The 20,698-nt window shown below is 65.8% G+C and carries 18 protein-coding genes, 1 tRNA gene and 1 riboswitch; of the genes, 17 read left to right on the plus strand and 2 right to left on the minus strand.

The window, feature by feature from the left end; all coding sequences use genetic code 11:
• From CG471_RS16630 to CG471_RS16660, 7 genes are all read left to right on the plus strand, one after another.
• The coding region (locus tag CG471_RS16630) for a murein hydrolase activator EnvC (protein ID WP_180275728.1) at positions 1-417 on the plus strand (417 nt) is incomplete at its 5' end.
• 14 nt (positions 418-431) lie between these two features.
• Positions 432-2,309, plus strand: coding sequence for a M48 family metallopeptidase (locus CG471_RS16635; protein WP_143560235.1), 1,878 nt, complete (start codon positions 432-434; stop codon positions 2,307-2,309).
• A gap of 111 nt (positions 2,310-2,420) precedes the next feature.
• Positions 2,421-3,776 carry a S41 family peptidase gene (locus CG471_RS16640; RefSeq protein ID WP_004209836.1) on the plus strand — a complete coding sequence of 452 codons (1,356 nt, stop codon included), beginning with the start codon at positions 2,421-2,423 and terminating at the stop codon, positions 3,774-3,776.
• Positions 3,777-3,849: 73 nt separating this feature from the next.
• Positions 3,850-4,344 carry a disulfide bond formation protein B gene (locus tag CG471_RS16645; RefSeq protein ID WP_099232564.1) on the plus strand — a complete coding sequence of 165 codons (495 nt, stop codon included), beginning with the start codon at positions 3,850-3,852 and terminating at the stop codon, positions 4,342-4,344.
• Positions 4,341-4,895 (plus strand): demethoxyubiquinone hydroxylase family protein, encoded by a 555-nt coding sequence (locus tag CG471_RS16650; protein WP_004209834.1) that lies wholly within the window; start codon positions 4,341-4,343, stop codon positions 4,893-4,895. The genes CG471_RS16645 and CG471_RS16650 overlap by 4 nt, the downstream gene beginning before the upstream one ends.
• A gap of 15 nt (positions 4,896-4,910) precedes the next feature.
• Entirely contained in the window at positions 4,911-5,471 is a 561-nt protein-coding gene (locus CG471_RS16655; RefSeq protein WP_010336965.1) for a hypothetical protein, read from the plus strand.
• Between the two features lie 97 nt (positions 5,472-5,568).
• Positions 5,569-5,967, plus strand: coding sequence for a hypothetical protein (locus CG471_RS16660; protein ID WP_257211582.1), 399 nt, complete (start codon positions 5,569-5,571; stop codon positions 5,965-5,967).
• A gap of 9 nt (positions 5,968-5,976) precedes the next feature.
• Here the strand turns inward: CG471_RS16660 and CG471_RS16665 are convergent, their stop codons facing one another.
• Positions 5,977-6,393, minus strand: a complete 417-nt coding sequence (locus CG471_RS16665; protein ID WP_099232566.1) for a DUF1801 domain-containing protein — start codon at positions 6,391-6,393, stop codon at positions 5,977-5,979.
• Positions 6,394-6,427: 34 nt separating this feature from the next.
• A riboswitch (yybP-ykoY riboswitch) is annotated at positions 6,428-6,536 on the plus strand.
• Positions 6,537-6,629: 93 nt separating this feature from the next.
• On the opposite strand from CG471_RS16665, the gene CG471_RS16670 reads away from it, so the two are divergent.
• From CG471_RS16670 to gltB, 6 genes are all read left to right on the plus strand, one after another.
• The gene (locus CG471_RS16670; protein ID WP_037507236.1) at positions 6,630-7,208 is read left to right on the plus strand and encodes a TMEM165/GDT1 family protein; all 579 of its coding nucleotides are present in this window, start codon (positions 6,630-6,632) and stop codon (positions 7,206-7,208) included.
• 162 nt (positions 7,209-7,370) lie between these two features.
• The gene (locus CG471_RS16675; protein WP_099232567.1) at positions 7,371-8,300 is read left to right on the plus strand and encodes a complex I NDUFA9 subunit family protein; all 930 of its coding nucleotides are present in this window, start codon (positions 7,371-7,373) and stop codon (positions 8,298-8,300) included.
• 183 nt (positions 8,301-8,483) lie between these two features.
• Positions 8,484-9,293 carry an undecaprenyl-diphosphate phosphatase gene (locus CG471_RS16680; protein ID WP_099232568.1) on the plus strand — a complete coding sequence of 270 codons (810 nt, stop codon included), beginning with the start codon at positions 8,484-8,486 and terminating at the stop codon, positions 9,291-9,293.
• Positions 9,294-9,458: 165 nt separating this feature from the next.
• Positions 9,459-10,910 (plus strand): NAD(P)-dependent oxidoreductase, encoded by a 1,452-nt coding sequence (locus CG471_RS16685; RefSeq protein WP_004209812.1) that lies wholly within the window; start codon positions 9,459-9,461, stop codon positions 10,908-10,910.
• Complete coding sequence (locus CG471_RS16690; protein WP_099232569.1) at positions 10,910-11,629, plus strand: DUF2059 domain-containing protein; 720 nt, start codon at positions 10,910-10,912, stop codon at positions 11,627-11,629. Before CG471_RS16685 ends, CG471_RS16690 begins: the two co-directional genes overlap by 1 nt.
• An 85-nt stretch (positions 11,630-11,714) precedes the next feature.
• On the plus strand, positions 11,715-16,250 hold the full coding sequence (gene gltB / locus CG471_RS16695; RefSeq protein ID WP_063976157.1) for a glutamate synthase large subunit: 4,536 nt from the start codon (positions 11,715-11,717) through the stop codon (positions 16,248-16,250).
• Here the strand turns inward: gltB and CG471_RS16700 are convergent.
• Complete coding sequence (locus CG471_RS16700; RefSeq protein WP_180275729.1) at positions 16,195-16,767, minus strand: hypothetical protein; 573 nt, start codon at positions 16,765-16,767, stop codon at positions 16,195-16,197. The genes gltB and CG471_RS16700 overlap by 56 nt on opposite strands.
• Before the next feature lie 140 nt (positions 16,768-16,907).
• On the opposite strand from CG471_RS16700, the gene CG471_RS16705 reads away from it, so the two are divergent.
• From CG471_RS16705 to CG471_RS16720, 4 genes are all read left to right on the plus strand, one after another.
• Positions 16,908-16,994 (plus strand) — tRNA-Leu (locus tag CG471_RS16705).
• A gap of 136 nt (positions 16,995-17,130) precedes the next feature.
• On the plus strand, positions 17,131-19,398 hold the full coding sequence (locus CG471_RS16710) for an FdhF/YdeP family oxidoreductase (protein WP_099232570.1): 2,268 nt from the start codon (positions 17,131-17,133) through the stop codon (positions 19,396-19,398).
• Positions 19,395-20,246, plus strand: coding sequence for a formate dehydrogenase accessory sulfurtransferase FdhD (fdhD, locus tag CG471_RS16715; RefSeq protein WP_099232571.1), 852 nt, complete (start codon positions 19,395-19,397; stop codon positions 20,244-20,246). The genes CG471_RS16710 and fdhD overlap by 4 nt, the downstream gene beginning before the upstream one ends.
• Before the next feature lie 287 nt (positions 20,247-20,533).
• Positions 20,534-20,692, plus strand: coding sequence for a hypothetical protein (locus tag CG471_RS16720; protein ID WP_004209804.1), 159 nt, complete (start codon positions 20,534-20,536; stop codon positions 20,690-20,692).
• The last annotated feature ends 6 nt before the right edge of the window (positions 20,693-20,698 follow it).

Consider the following 20,698-nt stretch of genomic DNA (forward strand, 5'->3'; position numbering starts at 1 on the left):
GGGGCGGGCGCCCCCGCTCCCGACCGCGAGACGCTGGACAGCGGCCCGCCGCCCTATCGCCTGCCGGTCGTCGGCCAGCTCGTCACCGGCATGGGCGAGGTGAATGACGGCGGCGTGCGATCGCGCGGCCTGACCCTGGTGACCCAGGCCGGCGCCCAGGCGGTCGCGCCGACCGCCGGCCGCATCGCCTTTGCCGGCCCCTATCGCGGCTATGGCCAGATCCTCATCATCGACCATGGCCAGGGCTGGACCACCCTCATCACCGGCCTGCACCGCGTCACCGCCCAGGTCGGCGAGAGTGTGCGCCAGGGCGACCCGGTCGGCCTCACCGCCGCCCAGGGCCGCCCCACCGTCACCATCGAACTGCGCCGCAATGGCCGCCCGGTGGACATCGTGCCGCTGGTGGGACTGGGCTAGATAGGGGGAACCAGTTGAAGAGTATCCGAGTGGGAGAAAGCGCTTCAACGGGCTGGGGGCAGACCGTCGTGCCTGACGCCCGGTTCGACCAGATGATCGCAGCGCTGGAGCAATCGGCAGCGCACAATTCGTCTGCCTATCGGCGACGGGTCGTGCTGGCAGGCCTGCTCGGCTATGTCGTCATCCTCGGCTTGCTGGCACTGCTGACTGGACTGACCATCGCGATGATTGTCTTGATGGTCACTACCCGCACCGGAATCGCTGCCGAAGTGAAAATGGCCATAGTTTTTGGCCTGCTATCCTTCGCGTTGATAAAGGCGCTCTGGGTCACCGCACCGCCGCCCGAGGGGGTGAGGGTGGAACCGGACACGGCCCCTGCGCTCTTCGACATGATCGAACGGATACGCGCCGCAACCGGTGGTTCGGTCATCCATGATGTGCGCATCATCGATCAGATGAACGCTGCGATCGTACAGGACAGCGGGTCTCTTTTCCTTGGCGCCCGCAACCGCCTATACCTTGGACTGCCGTTATTGTCGGCCCTCAGCCCCGCCGAAGTGGAGGCTGTCATCGCGCATGAATTCGGCCATTTCGTGGGCGATCATGGTCATGCGAGCGGCTTTGTCTATCGTGTCCGCCAACGCTGGGCGCAGGTCGAGGAGCGGCTGCCGGACGGGATCGTCGCGGGCCTGTTACGGCGCTTTTTCGGCTGGTATGGCCCCTGGTTTGCGGCCTACAGTTTCACCCTAGCAAGGCGGCAAGAATATGAGGCCGACCAGGTAGCCGCAACCGCGGTGGGACCGCGCATCATGGCTGACGCCTTGCTGCGTGTGGCAGCACAAGCCGGTCGCTTCGACACGGCATGGCGGCTGGTCTGGGACCAGGCACCATTGCGCCCTGATCCACCTCGATCGCCACTCACCACCGTCGCATCAGTCTTTACCGAAGACGATCCGGCCGACCAGACCATGATCGACCGGGAACTGGGCAGGTCCGCCGATCGTCACGACACGCACCCGACCCTTGCCCAGAGGCTTGCCGCCCTGTCACAATCCGCCGACCTGCCAGCCCGACTGCAAAAAACGGCCGCGGAACCGCTGCTAGGCGAAACGCTCGCCCCCATTATCACCCATTTCGACGAGCAGTGGCACGACTGGGCCGATGCCTTATGGGCTGACGAACATGCACAGAGACAGGCGGACGAAGCGGAACGGCAGGCGATCGCCGGTCAGATCGCTGGGGGCGCGACATCACGCGATCAACTCTATCGCTATGCCGCCCTGACCGAAGCCATCGATACGCCGCAATCGGCTGCGCAAGCCTATGCCGCTGTGCTCGCTCTGCATCCCAACGCAAACGACGCCCGTTTCCGGCAAGGCGACATGCTGCTCACCACGGGAGACGATGCAGGGATCGACCTGCTGCTCGCTGCGGCAGATGGGGAACGTGCCCTCCTACCCCATGCCTATCGCCATATCGTCGACTATCTGCTGCGCTCTGGCAGACCTGAGGAGGCGGCTCCCTATTTCGCGCCACTGGAACAAGCGGAACGGATGGAAGAAGCCGCCCGTCATGAGGCGAACGGAATTGATGAAACCGCCCGACTTCGGCCACTTTCCCCGGATCTTCGCGAACGGCTCACTGCTCTAATTGACGGTGTGCCCGGTGTCGCGACACTCCATGCGGCGCTGCGCGACATGGACCATGCCGACGCTCCCCAGATCGTCTTCGTCTTTTCCGCGCGCAAGGAGCATGTCGCCACTCAGGTGCTGGATGCGCTCATCGAAGCGATGCTGCCCGCCGGCGACCTCATCGGTCTGGAGCGCAGTTTCAAGCGGCGCTGGCTGTTCAATCGCATCCGCCGCCTTCCCGACAGCAGCATCGTGAATTGAACCATTAACCCCACGCTCATCGACGCCAGGCAACATTGGTCGAAGCGCGCTTTTGCGTTGGATAGCGAATCGACGTATATCGACCCCTTGATGCGGACTCCAAGGACAGCCATGAAATCCACCTTCCTGCAGGGCGCGGTCGCGCTCGGCGCGCTTGCGCTCATCCCCGCCACCACCGCGGCGCTCGCCGATGGCGAGGCATCGAGCTACAAGGCGCTCGACGAATTCATGGACGTCTTCCAGAAGGTCCGCAGCGACTATGTCGAGAAGGTCGACGACGAAAAGCTGATCAAGGGCGCGATCGACGGCATGCTCGCCAGCCTCGATCCCCACAGCAGCTTCCTCGATGCGCGCGATTTCCAGAATCTGCGCACCCAGACCGAGGGCAGCTATGGCGGCCTTGGCCTGTCGGTCACGCAGGAGGATGGCGCGGTCAAGGTGATCGCCCCGACCCAGGATACGCCGGCCTGGCGCGCCGGGATCAAGGCGGGCGACTATATCACCCACATCGACGGCCAGCTCATCTATGGCGGCACGCTGGACGAGGCGGTGGACAAGATGCGCGGCGCACCGGGCACCAGCATCAAGCTGACCATCGTGCGCACTGGCCGCGACAAGCCGATCGACCTCACCCTCACCCGCGAGATCATCGAGATCAAGCCGGTGAAGTGGGAAGTGAAGAACAATATCGGCGTCATCAACATCGTCAGCTTCTCGGCCAATACCGGCGCCGATGTCCGCTCGGCGATCCGCAGCATCGACAAGAGCCTGGGCCACAAGCCGACCGGCTATATCCTCGACCTGCGCTCCAATCCCGGCGGCCTGCTGGACGAAGCGGTGTCGACCAGCGACGTCTTCCTGGAACGCGGCGAGATCGTCTCGCAGCGCGGCCGCAACAAGGGCGATGTCGAGCGCTATTATGCCAAGCCCGGCGATGACGCGAAGGGCCTGCCGGTGATCGTGCTGGTCGATGCGGGCTCCGCCTCGGCCTCCGAAATCGTCGCCGGCGCGCTGCAGGACCAGCATCGCGCGCTCATCATGGGCGAACGCAGCTTCGGCAAGGGCTCGGTCCAGACCATGTTGCCGCTGTCGAACACCACCGCGCTCAAGCTCACCACCGCGCGCTACTTCACCCCGTCGGGGCGCAGCGTGCAGGAAGGCGGCATACAGCCGGACATCAAGGTGCCGCAGCTCAGCGACCCGGATTACAAGGATCGCCCCAAGTTCCGCGAAAGCGACCTGCGCCGCCACCTGATCAATGAGATCAAGACCGACGACGCCGCGCTGGAAGAGGACAGCAAGGAAGATCCGCGCTTCGCCCAGACGGCGGAGGAGCTGAAGAAGAAGGGGATCGAGGACTTCCAGCTCGATTATGCGCTCAAGACCATTTCCCGCCTCGCTGGCACGCCAGGCGCCACCATCGCCCAGGCGCAGCAGGCCGCCGCACGCAAGCCCGGCGCGAAATGAGTCGTGCCCGTTCGGATGACCGGACGGGCAAGTTCAGCATGACGAAAGGCGGACAAGGGTTTAAGCGGGCGATATGAACAGCTTGTCCCCCGCCCTGGGCCGCGCCCGCCTGCTTGCCCTGCTCGTGCCCGTGATCGCGCTGGGCACGGCCTATGCCTCCCAATATCTGGGCGGGCTGCATCCGTGCGAAATGTGCTGGTGGCAGCGTTATCCCCATATGGCGGCGATCCCGCTGGCGCTGATCGCCTATGCGCTGCGCGGTCGCGCCTGCATGAGCGGGCTGTTCGCCGGTTTCGCCGGCATCGCCATCGGCATCAGCGGCGCCATCGGCCTGTTCCATGCCGGGGTCGAATATGGCTGGTGGGAAGGGCTGACCGCCTGCTCGACCACGCCGACCGGCGGCAGCAGCGCCGATATTTTGAGCCAGATCATGGCAACGCCAATCACCCGCTGCGATGTCGCGCCCTGGAGCCTCTTCGGCATTTCGCTGGCAGGCTATAACGGCCTCTTGTCGGGCGCGGCCGCGCTCGCCATCTTGGCCCTGCTGCTGAAAGCGAGGAAGGCATGAGCGCCACCAAGGATTTCCCGCGTCCCGGACGTCGCACCAATAGCGCCGATCGCGCCTCCATGGTGCGCGTCGATCAGGCGGGCGAATTCGGCGCGGTGCGCATCTATGCCGGGCAGCTTGCGGTGATGGGCGATCGCCATCCCTATGGCCGGCTGATCGCCGGCATGGCCGCGCAGGAGGAGCGCCACCGCGCCGCCTTCGACGCGCTGATCGCCGAACGCGGCGTGCGCCCGACCGCGATCCATCCGATCTGGAATGTCGCCGGCTTCGCGCTGGGCGCCGTGACCGCCGCGATGGGGCCGAAGGCCGCCATGGCCTGCACCGCCGCGATCGAGACCGAGATCGACCTTCATTATGAGGAACAGTTGCAGCAACTGGGCGAGGATGATCCGGAACTCTCTGCCCTGATCAAGGATTTCCAGGCGGAGGAGGTCGAGCATCGCGACGCCGCCATCGCCCATGGCGCGGAACAGGCCCCGGCCTATCCGCTGCTGTCCGGCGCGATCCGCCTGGGTTGCCGCGCCGCCATCGCGCTGTCGAAGCGCATCTGAACAAGGGACGGACCGATGATGAAGACCCCGTTGATCGCTCTGGCCGCCGGCCTGATGCTGGGCACCGCCGCCCCCGCGCTCGCGCAGCAGGACAGCGCCCCCACGGCCGCCACCAGCACCGGCTCCGAAAAGGTCAATCTGGTCATCGTCTATGGCGATGATGCCTGTCCGCAGAGCCAGGGCGACGGAATCGTCGTGTGCGCCCGCAAGGGCGAGGAGGAACGCTACCGCATTCCCGAGCCGCTGCGCGGCGACCCCAACAAGCCCAGCAACCAGGCCTGGGGCGAGCGGGTGAAGTCGATGGAATATGTCGGTCGCGACGGCACCGAAAGCTGCTCGCCGGTCGGCGGCGGCGGCGCCACCGGCTGCTTCGCCAAGCTGTCGCGCCTCGCCAAGGCGGAACGGCAGCAGGCCGACAATGCCAGCTGGAAGGATCTGGTCGAAGCCGAGCGCGCCAGGCGCCTGTCGACCATCGACGCCGATAGCGAAGCGATCGAAAAGCGCGTTCTGGCCGAGGAAAAGGCCGACGCCGATGCCAAGAAGGCGCAGGAACAGGAAGTCCCGCCCCGGCCGTGACGGCATGGGGCGTCCTGCGGCGTCTGTTCATATCGATCCCGCGCCAGCGCAGCGCGGGACGAACGGGGTGCAACCGGGGCGAATGAAGGAATTGATGATGCGTCTCCCCCGCCCCCTGCTGATCGCCGGCCTGGCCGCGCTCGCCCTGCCCGCCGCGCCGACCGTCGCCCAGGACGATCCGCCGCAGAAGATCTTCAACCTCATCGTCTATGGCGATGATCCCTGCCCGACCGGCCAGGGCGAGGAAATCGTGGTCTGCGCCCGCAAGCCCGAATCCGAACGCTATCGCATCCCCAAGAAGCTGCGCGAGAAGCCCGAAGAAGTGGGTGGCCCCGGCTGGGGCAGCCAGGTCGCGACGATGGAACAGACCCAGCGCCAGATCCTGCCCAACAGCTGCTCGGCCATCGGCAGCAACGGCTTCACCGGCTGCACCGCCCAGATGCTGCAGCAATGGTTCGCCGAACGGCGGATGCAGCAGAGCAGCAGCACGCCCTGAGCGCTTTTCCTAGCGCGGATAGAGCCCGTCCATATGCGCCAGGCTCTGCACGATCAGCGCCTCCAGCGCCCCCATGTCGATATCGGCCAGCCGCTTGACATAGAGGCAGCCCTTGCCGCGCCGATGCCTGCCCAATGCCATGAAATCGGCGTCGTCTAGACCGGCAAGATAGAAGACCAGCTCCGCCTTGCGCGGCGCAAAGCCGATCCGGCACATGTCGCCCTCGCGCCCGCTGTCGTAGCGATAATGATAGCGGCCAAAACCGATGATGCTCGGCCCCCACAGCCGCGGCGGCTCACCCGACAGCCGCGCCATCAACGCCGCGACGATCCGCCCATCCGCCTGTCGCTCGGCCGGCTCGACCGTGTCGAGATAGGCGGCGACATCCGCCGCCGTCTCCATGGTCTTGTTCTCACCCGTCGCCATCGGCTTGCCTTTCGCGGCCTGTCCGACTACAGGCTAGCGCGTCATCTGGGGAGTAGCCAGCCGTTCCGCCGAAAGGGACGGGCCATATGTCAACATATTTGGCCGAGAGGCCATGGCATATGGGATGCGGTATCAGCCGCATCGGGCGAGACCAATGGCATCGGCTTCCCAGTCCGGCCGGGCGGGGAAGACGGTGGCATTGTGTCTTTTGTCAGAGCCCGGCCCGGACGTTCTTCATGGAAGCCTTCCTCACCTCCACCGCCCTCGTCGCGCTCGCCGAAATGGGCGACAAGACGCAGTTGCTGGCCATGCTGCTCGCCACCCGCTTCCGCAAGCCGGTGCCGATCATCCTGGGCATCTTCGTCGCGACCATCGCCAATCATTTCCTCGCCGCGCTGGTCGGCCATTCGATCGCCGGGGTACTGACCCAGCCCTGGTTCCGCTACGCCGTGGCAGGCAGCTTTATCGCCATGGCGCTCTGGACGCTGGTGCCCGACAAGATCGATGAGGATGCGCCACTCAAGGCCCCGTCCAAGGCCGGCGTGTTCGTGACCACCCTGGTCGCCTTCTTCCTGGTCGAGATGGGCGACAAGACGCAGGTGGCGACCGTGGCGCTGGGCGCGCAGTTCGACAATCTGCTCGCCGTCACCGCAGGCACCACCTGCGGCATGATGCTGGCCAATGTCCCGGCCGTGCTGTTCGGCGAAGCACTGGCGAAGCGCGTGCCGATGCGCGCGCTGCAGATCGGCGCCGCCCTGCTCTTCCTGCTCTTGGGCCTGTGGATGATCGCCGGACTGCAGGGCTGGATCGGCTGATTGGCTGGTTGCGTTTTCCGAGCCATCGGGTGATGCCACCCGATTAGAAAACGCTCCAGAAAAGGGAACGCCGCCGCCGGCGGGCGGTTGTCAGCGGGCGGCGGAAGTTGCAAGGGAAACGGCACGAACTTTCCCCTTTTCGAACAGCATGGGACGCGCGTGATGAAGGACAATCTGGTAACCATCTTCGGCGGCGGCGGCTTTCTCGGGCGCCAGGTCGCTCAGGCGCTGATGGCACGCGGCGCGCGCGTCCGCATCGCCCAGCGCGATCTCGCCAATTCGGTCAAGGTGAAGGCGCTCGGCAATCTGGGCCAGACCCAGTTCGTCGCGGCCAATATCCGCAAGCCCGACACCGTCGCCCGCGCCCTGCACGGCAGCGACATCGTCATCAACCTGGTCGGCATCCTCAGCGGCGATTTCGACGCCGTCCAGCATGAGGGCGCCGCCAATGTCGCCAAGGCGGCGGCCGCCGCCGGCGTCACCGCGCTGGTCCATGTCTCGGCGATCGGCGCCGACGCCTACAGCCCCTCGGCCTATGGCCGGTCCAAGGCCGCAGGCGAAGCTGCCGTGCTGGCCGCCTTCCCGACCGCGACCATCGTGCGCCCGTCGATCATCTTCGGCCAGGAGGACCAGTTCCTCAACCGCTTCGCCGGCGTCGCCAGCAGCGGCCCGGTCGTGCCGGTGATCGGCGCCGCCACGAAGTTCCAGCCCGTCTATGTCGGCGACGTCGCAGAGGCGATCGCCAACGCGGCGCAGCAGCCCGGCTTCTTTGGCGGCAAGACCTTCGAACTCGCCGGCCCGCAGGTCATGAGCATGAAGGAAATCAATGCCTGGGTCGCCAAGGCGATCGGCCGGGGCGACAAGCCGCTGGTCGAAGTCCCCGGCGCCTTCGCCTCGCTGCTGGCGATGCTGCCCGGCGGCCCGATTACCCGCGACCAGCTCGCCATGCTGGGCCAGGACAATGTCGCCGCGCCCGGCGCGCCGGGCCTTGAGGCGTTGGGCGTCGCCCCCACGCCGATGGCCGCCGTCGCCGAACGCTGGATGGTCCCCTATCGCAAGCATGGCCGTTTCGCCGGCCGCGTGAAGGCCTGATCCGTTCCCGCCATCGGCTCGACGGGCCGATGATCGGCCACGACCGGCCGTGGCCATGCCGCTTTGCCTTTTCGCTGCACTGCGGCATGGTGCATCCCTGACATATAGGCATTGCCCGGCCCTCTCCCTTCGCGGGGGGAGGGCTTGGCTTATGCGCCCCCTGCTTGAGGATCCGACATCCCCATGGACATGCATTATCTGACGGTCATCCTGCTCGGCATCGTGGAGGGATTGACCGAATTTCTCCCCGTGTCCTCGACCGGCCACCTCATCCTGGCGAGCGAGCTGCTCGGCTATGATGCGTCGGTCTGGGCGATGTTCAACGTCATGATCCAGCTCGGTGCGATCCTCGCCGTCGTCGTCCTCTACTGGCGCACCTTCTGGGCGGTGGCCATGGGCCTGCTCCGCCTCGACCCGGTCAGCATCCGCTTCGTGCGCAACCTGCTGGTCGCCTTCATCCCCGCCGTCGTCATCGGCCTTGCCCTGCACGACTATATCGACACGCTGCTCGGCTCGCCCCGCGTGGTCGCGTGCGCCTTGGTCGTCGGCGGCGTCGCCATCCTGGTGATCGAACGCCTCATCAAGGAACAGCGCTTCCACGGCATCGCCGACATTCCGCTGGTCCGCGTCATCGGCATCGGCTTCATCCAGTGCCTCGCCATGGTGCCGGGCGTCAGCCGCTCGGGCGCGACCATCATGGGCGCGCTGACCCTGGGCGTCGAACGCCGCACCGCCGCCGAATTCAGCTTCTTCCTCGCCATCCCGACCATGCTCGGCGCCTCGACGCTGGAACTGCTCAAGAAGGGCGACCAGCTCACCAGCGCCCAGGTCGGCTGGGACAGCATCGCGCTCGGCTTCATCGTCTCCTTCATCGTCGCGCTGCTGGTGATCAAATGGTTCGTCGGCCTGGTGTCGCGCCATGGCTTCGCGCCCTTCGCCTGGTATCGAATCATTGTCGGCATCGGCGCGCTGGTCTGGCTCAGCCTGAGATAAGTCCGATATGGACCTAATATTTGAAAGATAATTACAGCGCCGCGACAGTCTTTTCCCAAACCGCTAGATAATAGGTCAGCTTAACTGTCTTAAATGCCAGAATCCGCGTGACTCCGCGGGTTTTCCTGCTATGCGCACTGCAAACAATCGTTGCAGGGAAATGCCATGGCTGAAAATCCGATGCTGAAGTTCGTGGGCAAGGAACAGGCCTATCCGGAAAAGCGCGGCGCTGATGCGCGCGCCGAGGACTTTCTGGAAATCAGCAAGTCCTTCATCCTGGACAAGGCCGAGGAACAGGCGTCGCGCTGCTCGCAATGCGGCGTGCCCTATTGCTCGACCCATTGCCCGCTGCACAATCACATCCCCGACTGGCTGCGCCTGACCGCCGAAGGGCGCCTGCGCGAAGCCTATGAGCTGTCGAACCTGACCAGCACCATGCCGGAAATCTGCGGCCGCATCTGCCCGCAGGACCGTCTGTGCGAGGGCAATTGCGTGATCGAATTTTCCGGCCACGGATCGGTCACCATCGGCTCGGTGGAAAAGTTCATCACCGACACCGCCTGGAAGGAAGGCTGGGTCGAACCGCTGGTCCCCGGCGCCGCGCGCGGCCAGTCGGTCGGCGTCATCGGTGCCGGCCCCGCCGGCCTCACCACCGCCGAATATCTGCGCGTCGCGGGCTATGAAGTCCATGTCTATGACCGGCACGACCGCGCCGGCGGCCTGCTGACCTATGGCATCCCCGGCTTCAAGCTGGAAAAGGACGTCGTCATGCGCCGCGTCCAGCGCCTCAAGGATGGCGGCATCATCTTCCACGAAGGGTTCGAGGTCGGCCGCGACGCCAGCATGGAACAGCTGCGTGCCAAGCATGACGCGATCCTGATCGCCACCGGCGTCTACAAGGCCCGCGACATCAAGGCGCCGGGCGTCGGCGCGCCGGGCGTGGTCAAGGCGCTCGACTATCTCACCGCCTCCAACAAGGCAGGCTTTGGCGATGCCGTGCCCGGCCATGAGGATGGCACCCTGCTCGCCACCGGCAAGAATGTCGTCGTGATCGGCGGCGGCGACACCGCGATGGACTGCGTCCGCACCGCCATCCGCCAGGGTGCCAAGTCGGTGAAGTGCCTTTATCGCCGCGACCGCGACAATATGCCCGGCTCGCAGCGCGAAGTCGCCAATGCCGAGGAGGAAGGCGTCGAGTTCGTCTGGCTGACCGCGCCGATCGCCTTCGAGGGCACGGAACATGTCACCGGCGTCAAGGTCACCAAGATGCGCCTGGGTTCGCCCGACGCATCGGGCCGCCGCGCGCCCGAGCCCGATCCGGGCAGCGAACATACGCTGGAAGCCGATCTGGTCATCAAGGCGCTGGGCTATGATCCCGAAGACCTGCCCCGCCTGTTCGGCGCCGACGACCTGTCGGTCACCCGCTGGGGCACGCTGCGCGTCGATCACAAGACGATGATGACCAGCATGGACGGCGTCTTCGCCGCCGGCGACATAGTGCGCGGCGCATCGCTGGTGGTCTGGGCCATCCGCGATGGCCGCGACGTGACCGACCATATGCACAAATATCTCAAGGCCAAGGCCGTCGCCGCCGCCAGCGAGAAGGTTGCCGCGTGATGCGCCTCGCCTTCCTGTCCCTGTTTCTGCTGGCGCCCCCGGTCGCCGTGCAGGCGCAGACGCCGGTGGCGCCTGTAGCCGCCGAGCAGCCGGTCGATCCGGCGCTGCTCGCCAAGGCGCAGCCGATCGCGGCCCTCATCCTGCCCGACGGCACGATGGAAAAGATGATGGGCCCGATGATGCAGAAGATGATGGGCCCGATGATGGACAGCATGACCAAGATGCCCATCCGCGAGTTCCTGAAGGTCGGCGGCATCGACCCCGAACGGGCCGAAGGCCTGGGCGAAGGCACGATGGAGGAAATGATGGCGATCCTCGATCCCAATTTCCGCAAGCGGATGGACGTGATCGTCAACACCATGATGCCGGCCATGGGCCGCTTCATGGGCCGTTACGAACCGGACATGCGCGCCGGCATGGCGGAGGCATTTGCCTATCGCTACAATGCCACCGAGCTGGATCAGATCGCCGCCTTCCTGAAGACACCGACCGGCGCCAAGTTCGGCGAGGGCTTCATGCAGCTGGCAACCGATCCCCATTATATCGGCCGCATGCAGAAGATCATGCCCGACATGATGAAGGCCATGCCGGAGATCATGCAATCCTCCCAGGCCGAACTCGCCAAGCTGCCCAAGCCGCGCACCTATAAAGACCTGACCAAGGCCGAACGCGACCGCCTCACCGCATTGCTCGGGGCGGACACGCAAAAGGCAAACTGACGATCGACGCCGGCACGCCGGCACCAACAGAATGAAGGCGGCCGTGCCCCAAGAAGGGGACGGCCAGATGCAAGGGTAAGTCAGCATGACCGACACCAATTTCATGGCCAGCCCCGAAGAGCGCGCACGCATCGCTGCCGAGGGCATGTATCATCCCGAGATGGAGGGCGATGCCTGCGGCGTCGGCCTGGTCGCCGCGACCGACGGCCGGCCCAGCCGCCGCGTCGTCTCCTCCGCGATCGATGCGCTGAAAGCTGTGTGGCACCGCGGCGCGGTCGACGCCGATGGCAAGACCGGCGATGGCGCGGGCATCCATGTCGACCTGCCGGTCCGCTTCTTCGACGATGCGATCGCCGATTCGGGCCACAAGCCGCTGCCCAACCGCCTGGCCGTCGGCATGATCTTCCTGCCGCGCACCGACCTCAGCGCGCAGGAAACCTGCCGCACCATCGTCGAGGCCGAGATCATCGACGCGGGCTACACCATCTATGGCTGGCGCCAGGTGCCGGTCGACGTCTCCGTCATCGGCGAGAAGGCGCAGCGTACCCGTCCCGAGATCGAGCAGATCATGATCGCCGGCCCGATGCCGGAGGAACGCGACGTCGGCGAATTCGAGAAGGATCTCTACCTGATCCGCCGCCGTATCGAGAAGAAGGTGATCGAAGCGCAGATCAGCGACTTCTACATCTGCTCGCTGTCGTGCCGCTCGATCATCTACAAGGGGCTGTTCCTCGCCGAATCGCTGTCGGTCTTCTATCCGGACCTGCAGGACGAACGGTTCGAGAGCCGCGTCGCCATCTTCCACCAGCGCTATTCGACCAACACCTTCCCGCAATGGTGGCTGGCCCAGCCGTTCCGCACCCTCGCCCATAATGGCGAGATCAACACGATCCGCGGCAACAAGAACTGGATGAAGAGCCACGAGATCAAGATGGCTTCGCTGGCCTTTGGCGAGCAGTCGGAGGACATCAAGCCGGTGATCCCGGCCGGCGCGTCGGATACCGCCGCACTGGACGCCGTGTTCGAGGCGATCTGCCGTTCGGGCCGCGATGCGCCCACGGCCAAGCTGATGCTGGTGCCCGAGGCATGGCAGGCGGAAAGCGCCGAGCTGCCCAAGGCGCATGCCGACATGTATGAATATCTCGCTTCCGTGATGGAGCCGTGGGACGGCCCGGCCGCGCTCGCGATGACCGACGGCCGCTGGGTCGTGGCCGGCGTCGACCGCAACGCGCTGCGCCCGCTGCGCTACACGCTGACCGGCGACAATCTGCTGATCGTGGGTTCGGAAACCGGCATGGTCGTCGTGCCCGAAACCACCATCGTCCAGAAGGGCCGCATGGGTCCGGGCCAGATGATCGCGATCGATCTGCAGGAAGGCGAAGTCTATGACGACCGCGCGATCAAGGATCGCATCGCGGGCGAGCGCCCCTATGGCGACCTGATCAAGGACTTCCTCGACATCACCGACCTGCCCGACGTCCCCAGCGCCCTGCCGGCATGGGATAAGGCGGAACTAACCCGTCGCCAGGTCGCGGCCAACATGACGCTGGAGGATATGGAACTGATCCTCGCGCCGATGGTGGAGGATGCCAAGGAAGCGATCGGCTCGATGGGTGACGACACGCCGCTGGCGGTCATCTCCGACAAGCCGCGCACCATCAGCCATTTCTTCCGCCAGAATTTCAGCCAGGTCACCAACCCGCCGATCGACCCGTTGCGCGAACGGCATGTGATGAGCCTCAAGACGCGCTTCTCCAACCTCCACAACATTCTGGAGGAAGATGCGCAGAACAGCCATGTGCTGGTGCTGGAATCGCCGGTGCTCAACAGCGCCGAATGGGCGCGGCTCAAGGCCTATTTCGGCCCGGCCGTGGCCGAAATCGACTGCACCTTCCCCTCGACCGGCGGCCAGGAACAGCTGCGCGCGGCGATCGCCCGCATCCGTGAGGAAGCCGAGCAGGCGGTGCGCGAAGGGCGCAGCGAACTGTTCCTGACCGACGAGCGCGCCGGGCAGGATCGGGTCGCGATCCAGGGCGTGCTGGCGGCCGCGGCCGTCCACACCCATCTCGTCCGCAAGGGCCTGCGCAGCTATGCGTCGATCAACGTGCGGTCGGCCGAAGCGCTCGACACCCATTATTTCGCGGTGCTGATCGGCGTCGGCGCGACCACGGTGAACGCCTATCTGGCCGAAGCCAGCATCGCCGATCGCCACGCCCGTGGCCTGTTCGGCGACCTGACCCTCGACCAGTGTTTCGAGCGTCAGCGCACCGCGATCAACGAGGGTCTGCTCAAGATCATGTCCAAGATGGGCATCGCGGTCGTCAGCTCCTATCGCGGCGGCTATAATTTCGAAGCGGTCGGCCTGTCGCGCGCTCTGGTCAACGATCTCTTCCCCGGCATGCCGGCGAAGATTTCGGGCGAAGGCTATGCCTCGCTCCACTATTCGGCGATGCTGCGCCACGACAAGGCCTATGACAGTGCGGTCGTCCGCCTGCCGATCGGCGGCTTCTATCGCCAGCGCAACGGCGGCGAGGCCCATGCCTATTCCGCCCAGCTGATGCACCTGCTGCAGACCGCCGTCGGCACCGACAGCTATTCGACCTATCTGCAATTCTCGCGCGGCGTGCGCGACCTGCCGCCGGTCTATCTGCGTGACCTGATGGAGTTCAACTTCGCCCGCGAGGCGGTGCCGATCGACGAGGTCGAAGCCACCACCGAGATCCGCAAGCGCTTCGTGACGCCGGGCATGTCCTTGGGTGCGCTGAGCCCCGAGGCGCATGAGACGCTGGCGATCGCCATGAACCGCATCGGCGCCAAGGCGGTGTCGGGCGAGGGTGGCGAGGATGCCGCGCGCTTCAAGCCCTATGAGAATGGCGACAATGCCAACTCGGTGATCAAGCAGATCGCGTCGGGCCGCTTCGGCGTCCATGCCGAATATCTGGGGTCGGCCGAGGAAATCGAGATCAAGGTCGCACAGGGCGCCAAGCCCGGCGAGGGCGGCCAGCTGCCCGGCTTCAAGGTGACCGAATTCATCGCCCGCCTGCGTCACTCGACGCCCGGCGTGACGCTGATCTCGCCGCCGCCGCACCATGACATCTACTCGATCGAGGATCTCGCGCAGCTCATCTATGACTGCAAGATGATCAACCCGCGCGCCCGCGTCTGCGTCAAGCTGGTCAGCCAGGCCGGCATCGGCACGGTCGCGGCCGGCGTTGCCAAGGCGCATGCCGACGTCATCCTGGTCGCCGGCCATGTCGGCGGCACCGGCGCCAGCCCGCAGACCTCGATCAAATATGCCGGCACCCCCTGGGAAATGGGCCTGTCGGAAGCCAATCAGGTGCTGACCCTCAACGGTCTGCGCCACCGCGTGAAGCTGCGCACCGATGGCGGCCTCAAGACCGGGCGCGACATCGTCATCGCCGCGATCCTGGGCGCCGAGGAATTCGGCATCGGCACGCTGTCGCTGGTCGCCATGGGCTGCATCATGGTGCGCCAGTGCCACAGCAACACCTGCCCCGTGGGCGTCTGCGTGCAGGATGAGAAGCTGCGTCAGAAGTTCACCGGCACCCCGGAAAAGGTCATCAACCTGATGACCTTCATCGCCGAGGAAGTGCGCGAGATCCTGGCCCGTCTGGGCTTCCGCAGCCTCGACGAAGTGATCGGCCGCACCGAACTGTTGAAGCAGGTCAATCGCGGCGCCGAGCATCTCGACGATCTCGACCTCAACCCGATCCTGGCCAAGGTCGACGCGCCCGACGAGCATCGCCGCTTCAGCCTGCCCCAGTGGCGCAATGAAGTGCCCGACAGCCTCGACGCGCAGATGATGAAGGATGCCCGCGCCGTATTCGAGCGCGGCGAGAAGATGCAGCTGACCTATACGGTGCGCAACACGCACCGCGCCGTCGGCACCCGCCTCTCCTCGGCCGTGACCGAAAAGTTCGGCATGTCGACCTTGGCGGACGGCCATCTGACCGTGCGCCTGCGCGGTTCGGCCGGCCAGTCGCTCGGCGCCTTCCTCTGCAAGGGCATCACCCTGGAAGTGTTCGGCGACGCCAACGACTATGTCGGCAAGGGGCTTTCGGGCGGCATCATCAAGGTGCGCACCACCGTCTCCTCGCCGCTCTCGTCGAAGGACAACACCATCCTTGGCAACACCGTCCTCTACGGCGCGACCAGCGGCAAGCTGTTCGCGGCGGGCCAGGCCGGCGAGCGCTTCGCGGTCCGCAATTCGGGCGCGAAGGTGGTGGTCGAAGGCTGCGGCGCCAATGGCTGCGAATATATGACCGGCGGCACCGCCGTGATCCTGGGCAAGACCGGCGCCAATTTCGGCGCGGGCATGACCGGCGGCATGGCCTTCATCCTCGACGAGGATGGCAGCTTCCCGAGCCGCGCCAACCCGGAAAGCATCGTCTGGCAACGTCTGGACAGTGCCCATTGGGAAGGCGAGCTGAAGGCGCTGATCGCCGAACATGCGGTCGCGACCGACAGCAAATGGTCGAACACCATCCTGGAGGATTGGGATCGCTGGCGCCGCTACATCTGGCAGGTCTGCCCGAAGGAAATGGTCAATCGCCTGGCCCATCCGCTGAGCGACGCATCGACCCCGGTCGCTGCCGAATAATTACTGCGGCAAGCCCGCCTCTGCCGGTTCTGCGGGGACCGGCGGAGGGCGGTGCCGTCGTCGCCGCGACCGGCATCAGCGCCGGTCCCGGTCCCGCCCCGCCCGCCGCGAATCGCTCAATCCGCGGCGGCAGGCGATCGACCCGCACCGTCGGCTGCGGCAGCGGCGGATACCCCAGCGCCGCCGATTCGACCGGCTGTTCCTCTTCCGCCAGATAGTCGCGCACCGCCGGATCGCGCGATTCGCCGATCATGCCATCGGCATCCAGCCCCGCCATGTCGGCTTTCATGCGCCGTTCCTCCAAGGTCGGCCCGCATCCGGTGCAGCTCACGAACGCCGGTCCGCGCTCAGCTTCCGGCAAATTCGGCACCGCCGCCATGTCTCCGCTATCCGCTTCCGCCTCCAGCGCAGGCCGCGCCGGCTTTTGCGGGCTGGTGACATAGGCGCCCAGGCCCAGCCCCATCACCGCGGCGACCACCAGCGCGCCGCCCGATCCCACCCAGAAATGCAACGACATGGGGCGAGCCCCCTTTCGCAACCGATTTTCTGCCAAACAAAGATAACGTTGATGCCGATCACTGGTTGCATGACCCAAAAGCCTTTGCTAAGGGCCGCCTCCTACCAAGGTACCGGCCCCGCCGGTTTCCCTGTTGATGTGCGGTCGTGGCGGAATTGGTAGACGCGCAACGTTGAGGTCGTTGTGGCCGAAAGGCCGTGGAAGTTCGAGTCTTCTCGACCGCACCATCACTTTCCCGATAGCTGCAGATGATGATGACAGCCCCCTTCGGGCACCACCCATCCTGCCTGCCTGGCCTTGGTTCTCCAGCCGATTTTTCCTATATCCAACGCGGGGCACCGCGATGATGTGGGACAGACGACCATGGACAAATCCGCCGAAGACCTGATCCCCGACACGGTGGAAGGCGTCTCCAGCTATGACGGCCCGGCCGGCGGCTGGGGCGCGCTGCGTGCGGTGGCAAAGACGGTCGCCGAACAGATGCGCGCCAGCCCCGACACCCGCGCCCTGCTCCAGATGAACCAGCCCGACGGCTTCGACTGCCCCGGCTGCGCCTGGCCCGACCCCAAGCACACTTCTTCGTTCGAATTCTGCGAGAATGGCGCCAAGGCGGTCACCTGGGAAGCGACGGTCAAGCGCGTCGATCCCGATTTCTTCGCCCGCCACAGCGTCAGCGAGCTATGGGACTGGACTGACCACAAGCTCGAAGATGCCGGCCGCCTGACCGAGCCTCTGCGCTATGATGCCGCGACCGACCATTTCGTGCCGATCAGCTGGGACGAGGCCTTTGCCCGCGCCGGCGCCGCGCTTCAGGCGCTCGACCATGCCGACCAGGCCGAATTCTACTGCTCGGGCCGCGCCTCGAACGAATCCGCCTTCCTTTACCAGCTGTTCGCCCGCGAGTTCGGCACCAACAATTTCCCCGACTGTTCGAATATGTGTCACGAGGCGACCAGCACCGGCCTCCCCAAGTCGATCGGCATCGGTAAGGGCACGGTGACGCTGGAGGATTTCGACCATGCCGACGCGATCTTCTGCATCGGCCATAATCCGGGCACCAACCATCCCCGCATGCTGAGCACACTCGCCGCCGCCTCCAAGCGCGGCGTGCCGATCATCGTCGCCAACCCGATGCGCGAACGCGGGCTGGAACGCTTCAAGTCGCCCCAGCATCCCACCGAAATGCTCTCGCCCGGCGCCACCCCGCTCGCGTCCGCCTATCATCAGGTGCGGATCGGCGGCGACATGGCGATGCTCAAGGGGATGATGAAGGCGCTGCTGGCGATCGAGGCACGGCAGCCCGGCACGCTCGACCACGAATTCATCGCCCAGCATACAGAGGGCTTCGACGCCCTGCGCGCCGATATCGAGGCGACCCAATGGCCGTGGATCGAGCGCCTGTCCGGCCTCACCCGCGAGGCGATCGAGAGCATGACCCATGTCTATGCCAAGGCCGACCGGGTCATCATCTGCTATGGCATGGGCATCACCCAGCATCGCCACGGCACGCAGAATGTGCAGGCGCTGGCCAACCTGCTGCTGCTGCGCGGCAATTTCGGCAAGCCGGGCGCCGGCATCTGCCCGTTGCGCGGCCATAGCAATGTGCAGGGCGATCGCACCGTCGGCATCACCGAACTGCCGACCGAGGCGATGCTGCAACGGCTCGACACCGCCTTTTCCATCCAGTCGCCGCGCAAGCATGGCCATAATGCGGTCGAGGCGCTGGCCGCCATGCATGCCGGCGAATCTAAAGCGCTGATTTCCCTCGGCGGCAACCTCGCCGTCGCCATGCCCGATCCTGATGCCTGTTTCGCCGCCGTGCGCCGGCTCGACCTGTCGGTCAACATCCTCACCAAGTTCAACCGCACCTGCCTGCTGACCGCGCGCGAGACGCTGGTGCTGCCCTGCCTTGGCCGTACCGAACTGGATCTGCAGGCCGCCGGCCCGCAATGGGTAACGGTGGAGGACAGCATGTCGATGGTCCACGCCTCGCGCGGCAAATTGAAGCCACCCTCGCCCCATGTCCGCTCAGAACCGGCGATCGTTGCGGGTCTGGCCAAGGCCGCCATGCCCGCCAGCCGCACCGACTGGGACGGCATGGTCGCCGATTATGACCGCATCCGCGACGGGATCGAGGCGGTCTATCCCGACTTCCGCGACTTCAACATCCGGGTGCGCGAACCGGGCGGTTTCCGCCTGACCATCGGCCCCAGCGACCGGATCTGGAACACGCCCAGCGGCAAGGCGCAGTTCATCACCCACCCGGCCGCGCCGGACGCGGGCGCGCTGCCGCTGCTGCTCACCACCATCCGCAGCCATGACCAGTATAATACGACCATCTACAGCTATGATGATCGCTATCGCGGCATCCATGGCCGGCGCGACATCATCTTCGCGAACGAGATCGATCTGGCGGAGATGGGCCTGGCCCATGGCGACAAGGTCGATGTGACGACGCCGGCCGGGCGTGAACTACGCGGCTTCACCATCGTCATGCACGCCATCGCGCGCGGATCGCTCGCCGCTTATTATCCCGAGGCGAACAATCTCGTCCCGCTCGACGATTATGATCCGGCCAGCGGCACCCCCGCCTACAAGTCGATTCCCGTCACGGTGCGCGCCGCCCGATGAGCGACGCCGACCGGCCCGTCCGCTTCACCCGGATCACCCCGGACGGCAACCGCGCGCCCGTCACCCGCGCGGTCGCGGTCGAATGCCCGGTCGCGCTCGAATATAATGGCATCGGCTATGCCGTGCTGATGGCGACCCCGGCCGATCTGGATGATCTCGCCACCGGCTTCGCTCTGTCCGAACGGCTGATCGATACCGCGGCCGACATCATCGATATCGACATTCATGAAGCGCCCCAGGGCCTGTTGCTGCGCATCCGCCTGATCGCCGACCGCCATGACCGCATCCTCGCCCGCGTCCGCCACCGCGTCGCCGAATCCTCCTGCGGCCTGTGCGGCATTGAGAATCTGGAGCAGGCGCTGCGCCCGCTGCCACGCGTCACCGCCGTTACCCAGGCCGACGACGATGCCCTGTTCCGCGCGCTCGATGCGCTCGACGCGCGCCAGCCGGGCAACCAGCGCACCGGCGCGCTCCACGCCGCCGCCCTCGCCGCGCCCGACGGCACGCTGCGCCTCGCGCGCGAGGATGTCGGCCGCCACAACGGCTTCGACAAGCTGATCGGCGCCATGGCCCGCGCCGGCCTTGGCTGGGATGGCGGCTTCGCCCTCCTCTCCTCGCGCTGCTCCTATGAACTGGTGGAAAAGGCCGCGCTCGCGGCCTGCCCGCTGCTCGTCACCCTTTCCGCCCCCACCAGCCTCGCGCTCGATCGCGCCGCCGAATCGGGCCTGCGCCTCATCACCCTCGCCCGGCGCGACGCCATGCTCGAACGGGCGGATGGACCGGCACAGCGCAATTTGGGCACGGCCAAGCAAAACTTGGTTGAGCCAGACACTCTATCTTATAAGTAGAGATTGCCTGAAACGGAGCGGACTGGTCCCCGCCCGGATGACGACATCGGCATCGGACCCGCGGCTTTTGATCGGGATGCAGCTTGCTCCGCGTTACCAACAGCTAAAGCGCACGATGCTCGGGCGACGACGCCAGCTTCGTGTTCCCCCCAACAGAATGGGGAATGAAACGATGTGCCATCCATCTGAAATCTAGGGCCTGACGCCCGCCACGCAGCGCGTCGCCATGCGGCGCGCCTCCATCCGCCCGTCCTCCGCCGATGCGTCGTGCGGGAAAGGGGGATTGCATGCCCGTGGAAGCTCGCGGCCGACGCGCATCGCCGCACCCAGCCTATTCCGTGTCGCTGCTCCAGGCGGCCGCCGCGCTCTACGGCCTGAATGCCGTGCGCGACGATGCCCTGCGTCCGCAGCCCACAAGCAGAACAGACAAGAAATTCAGGGAGTAAGCCTCT

It is taken from the genome of Sphingobium sp. IP1 (assembly GCF_002708645.1).
Classification (GTDB): domain Bacteria; phylum Pseudomonadota; class Alphaproteobacteria; order Sphingomonadales; family Sphingomonadaceae; genus Sphingobium; species Sphingobium yanoikuyae.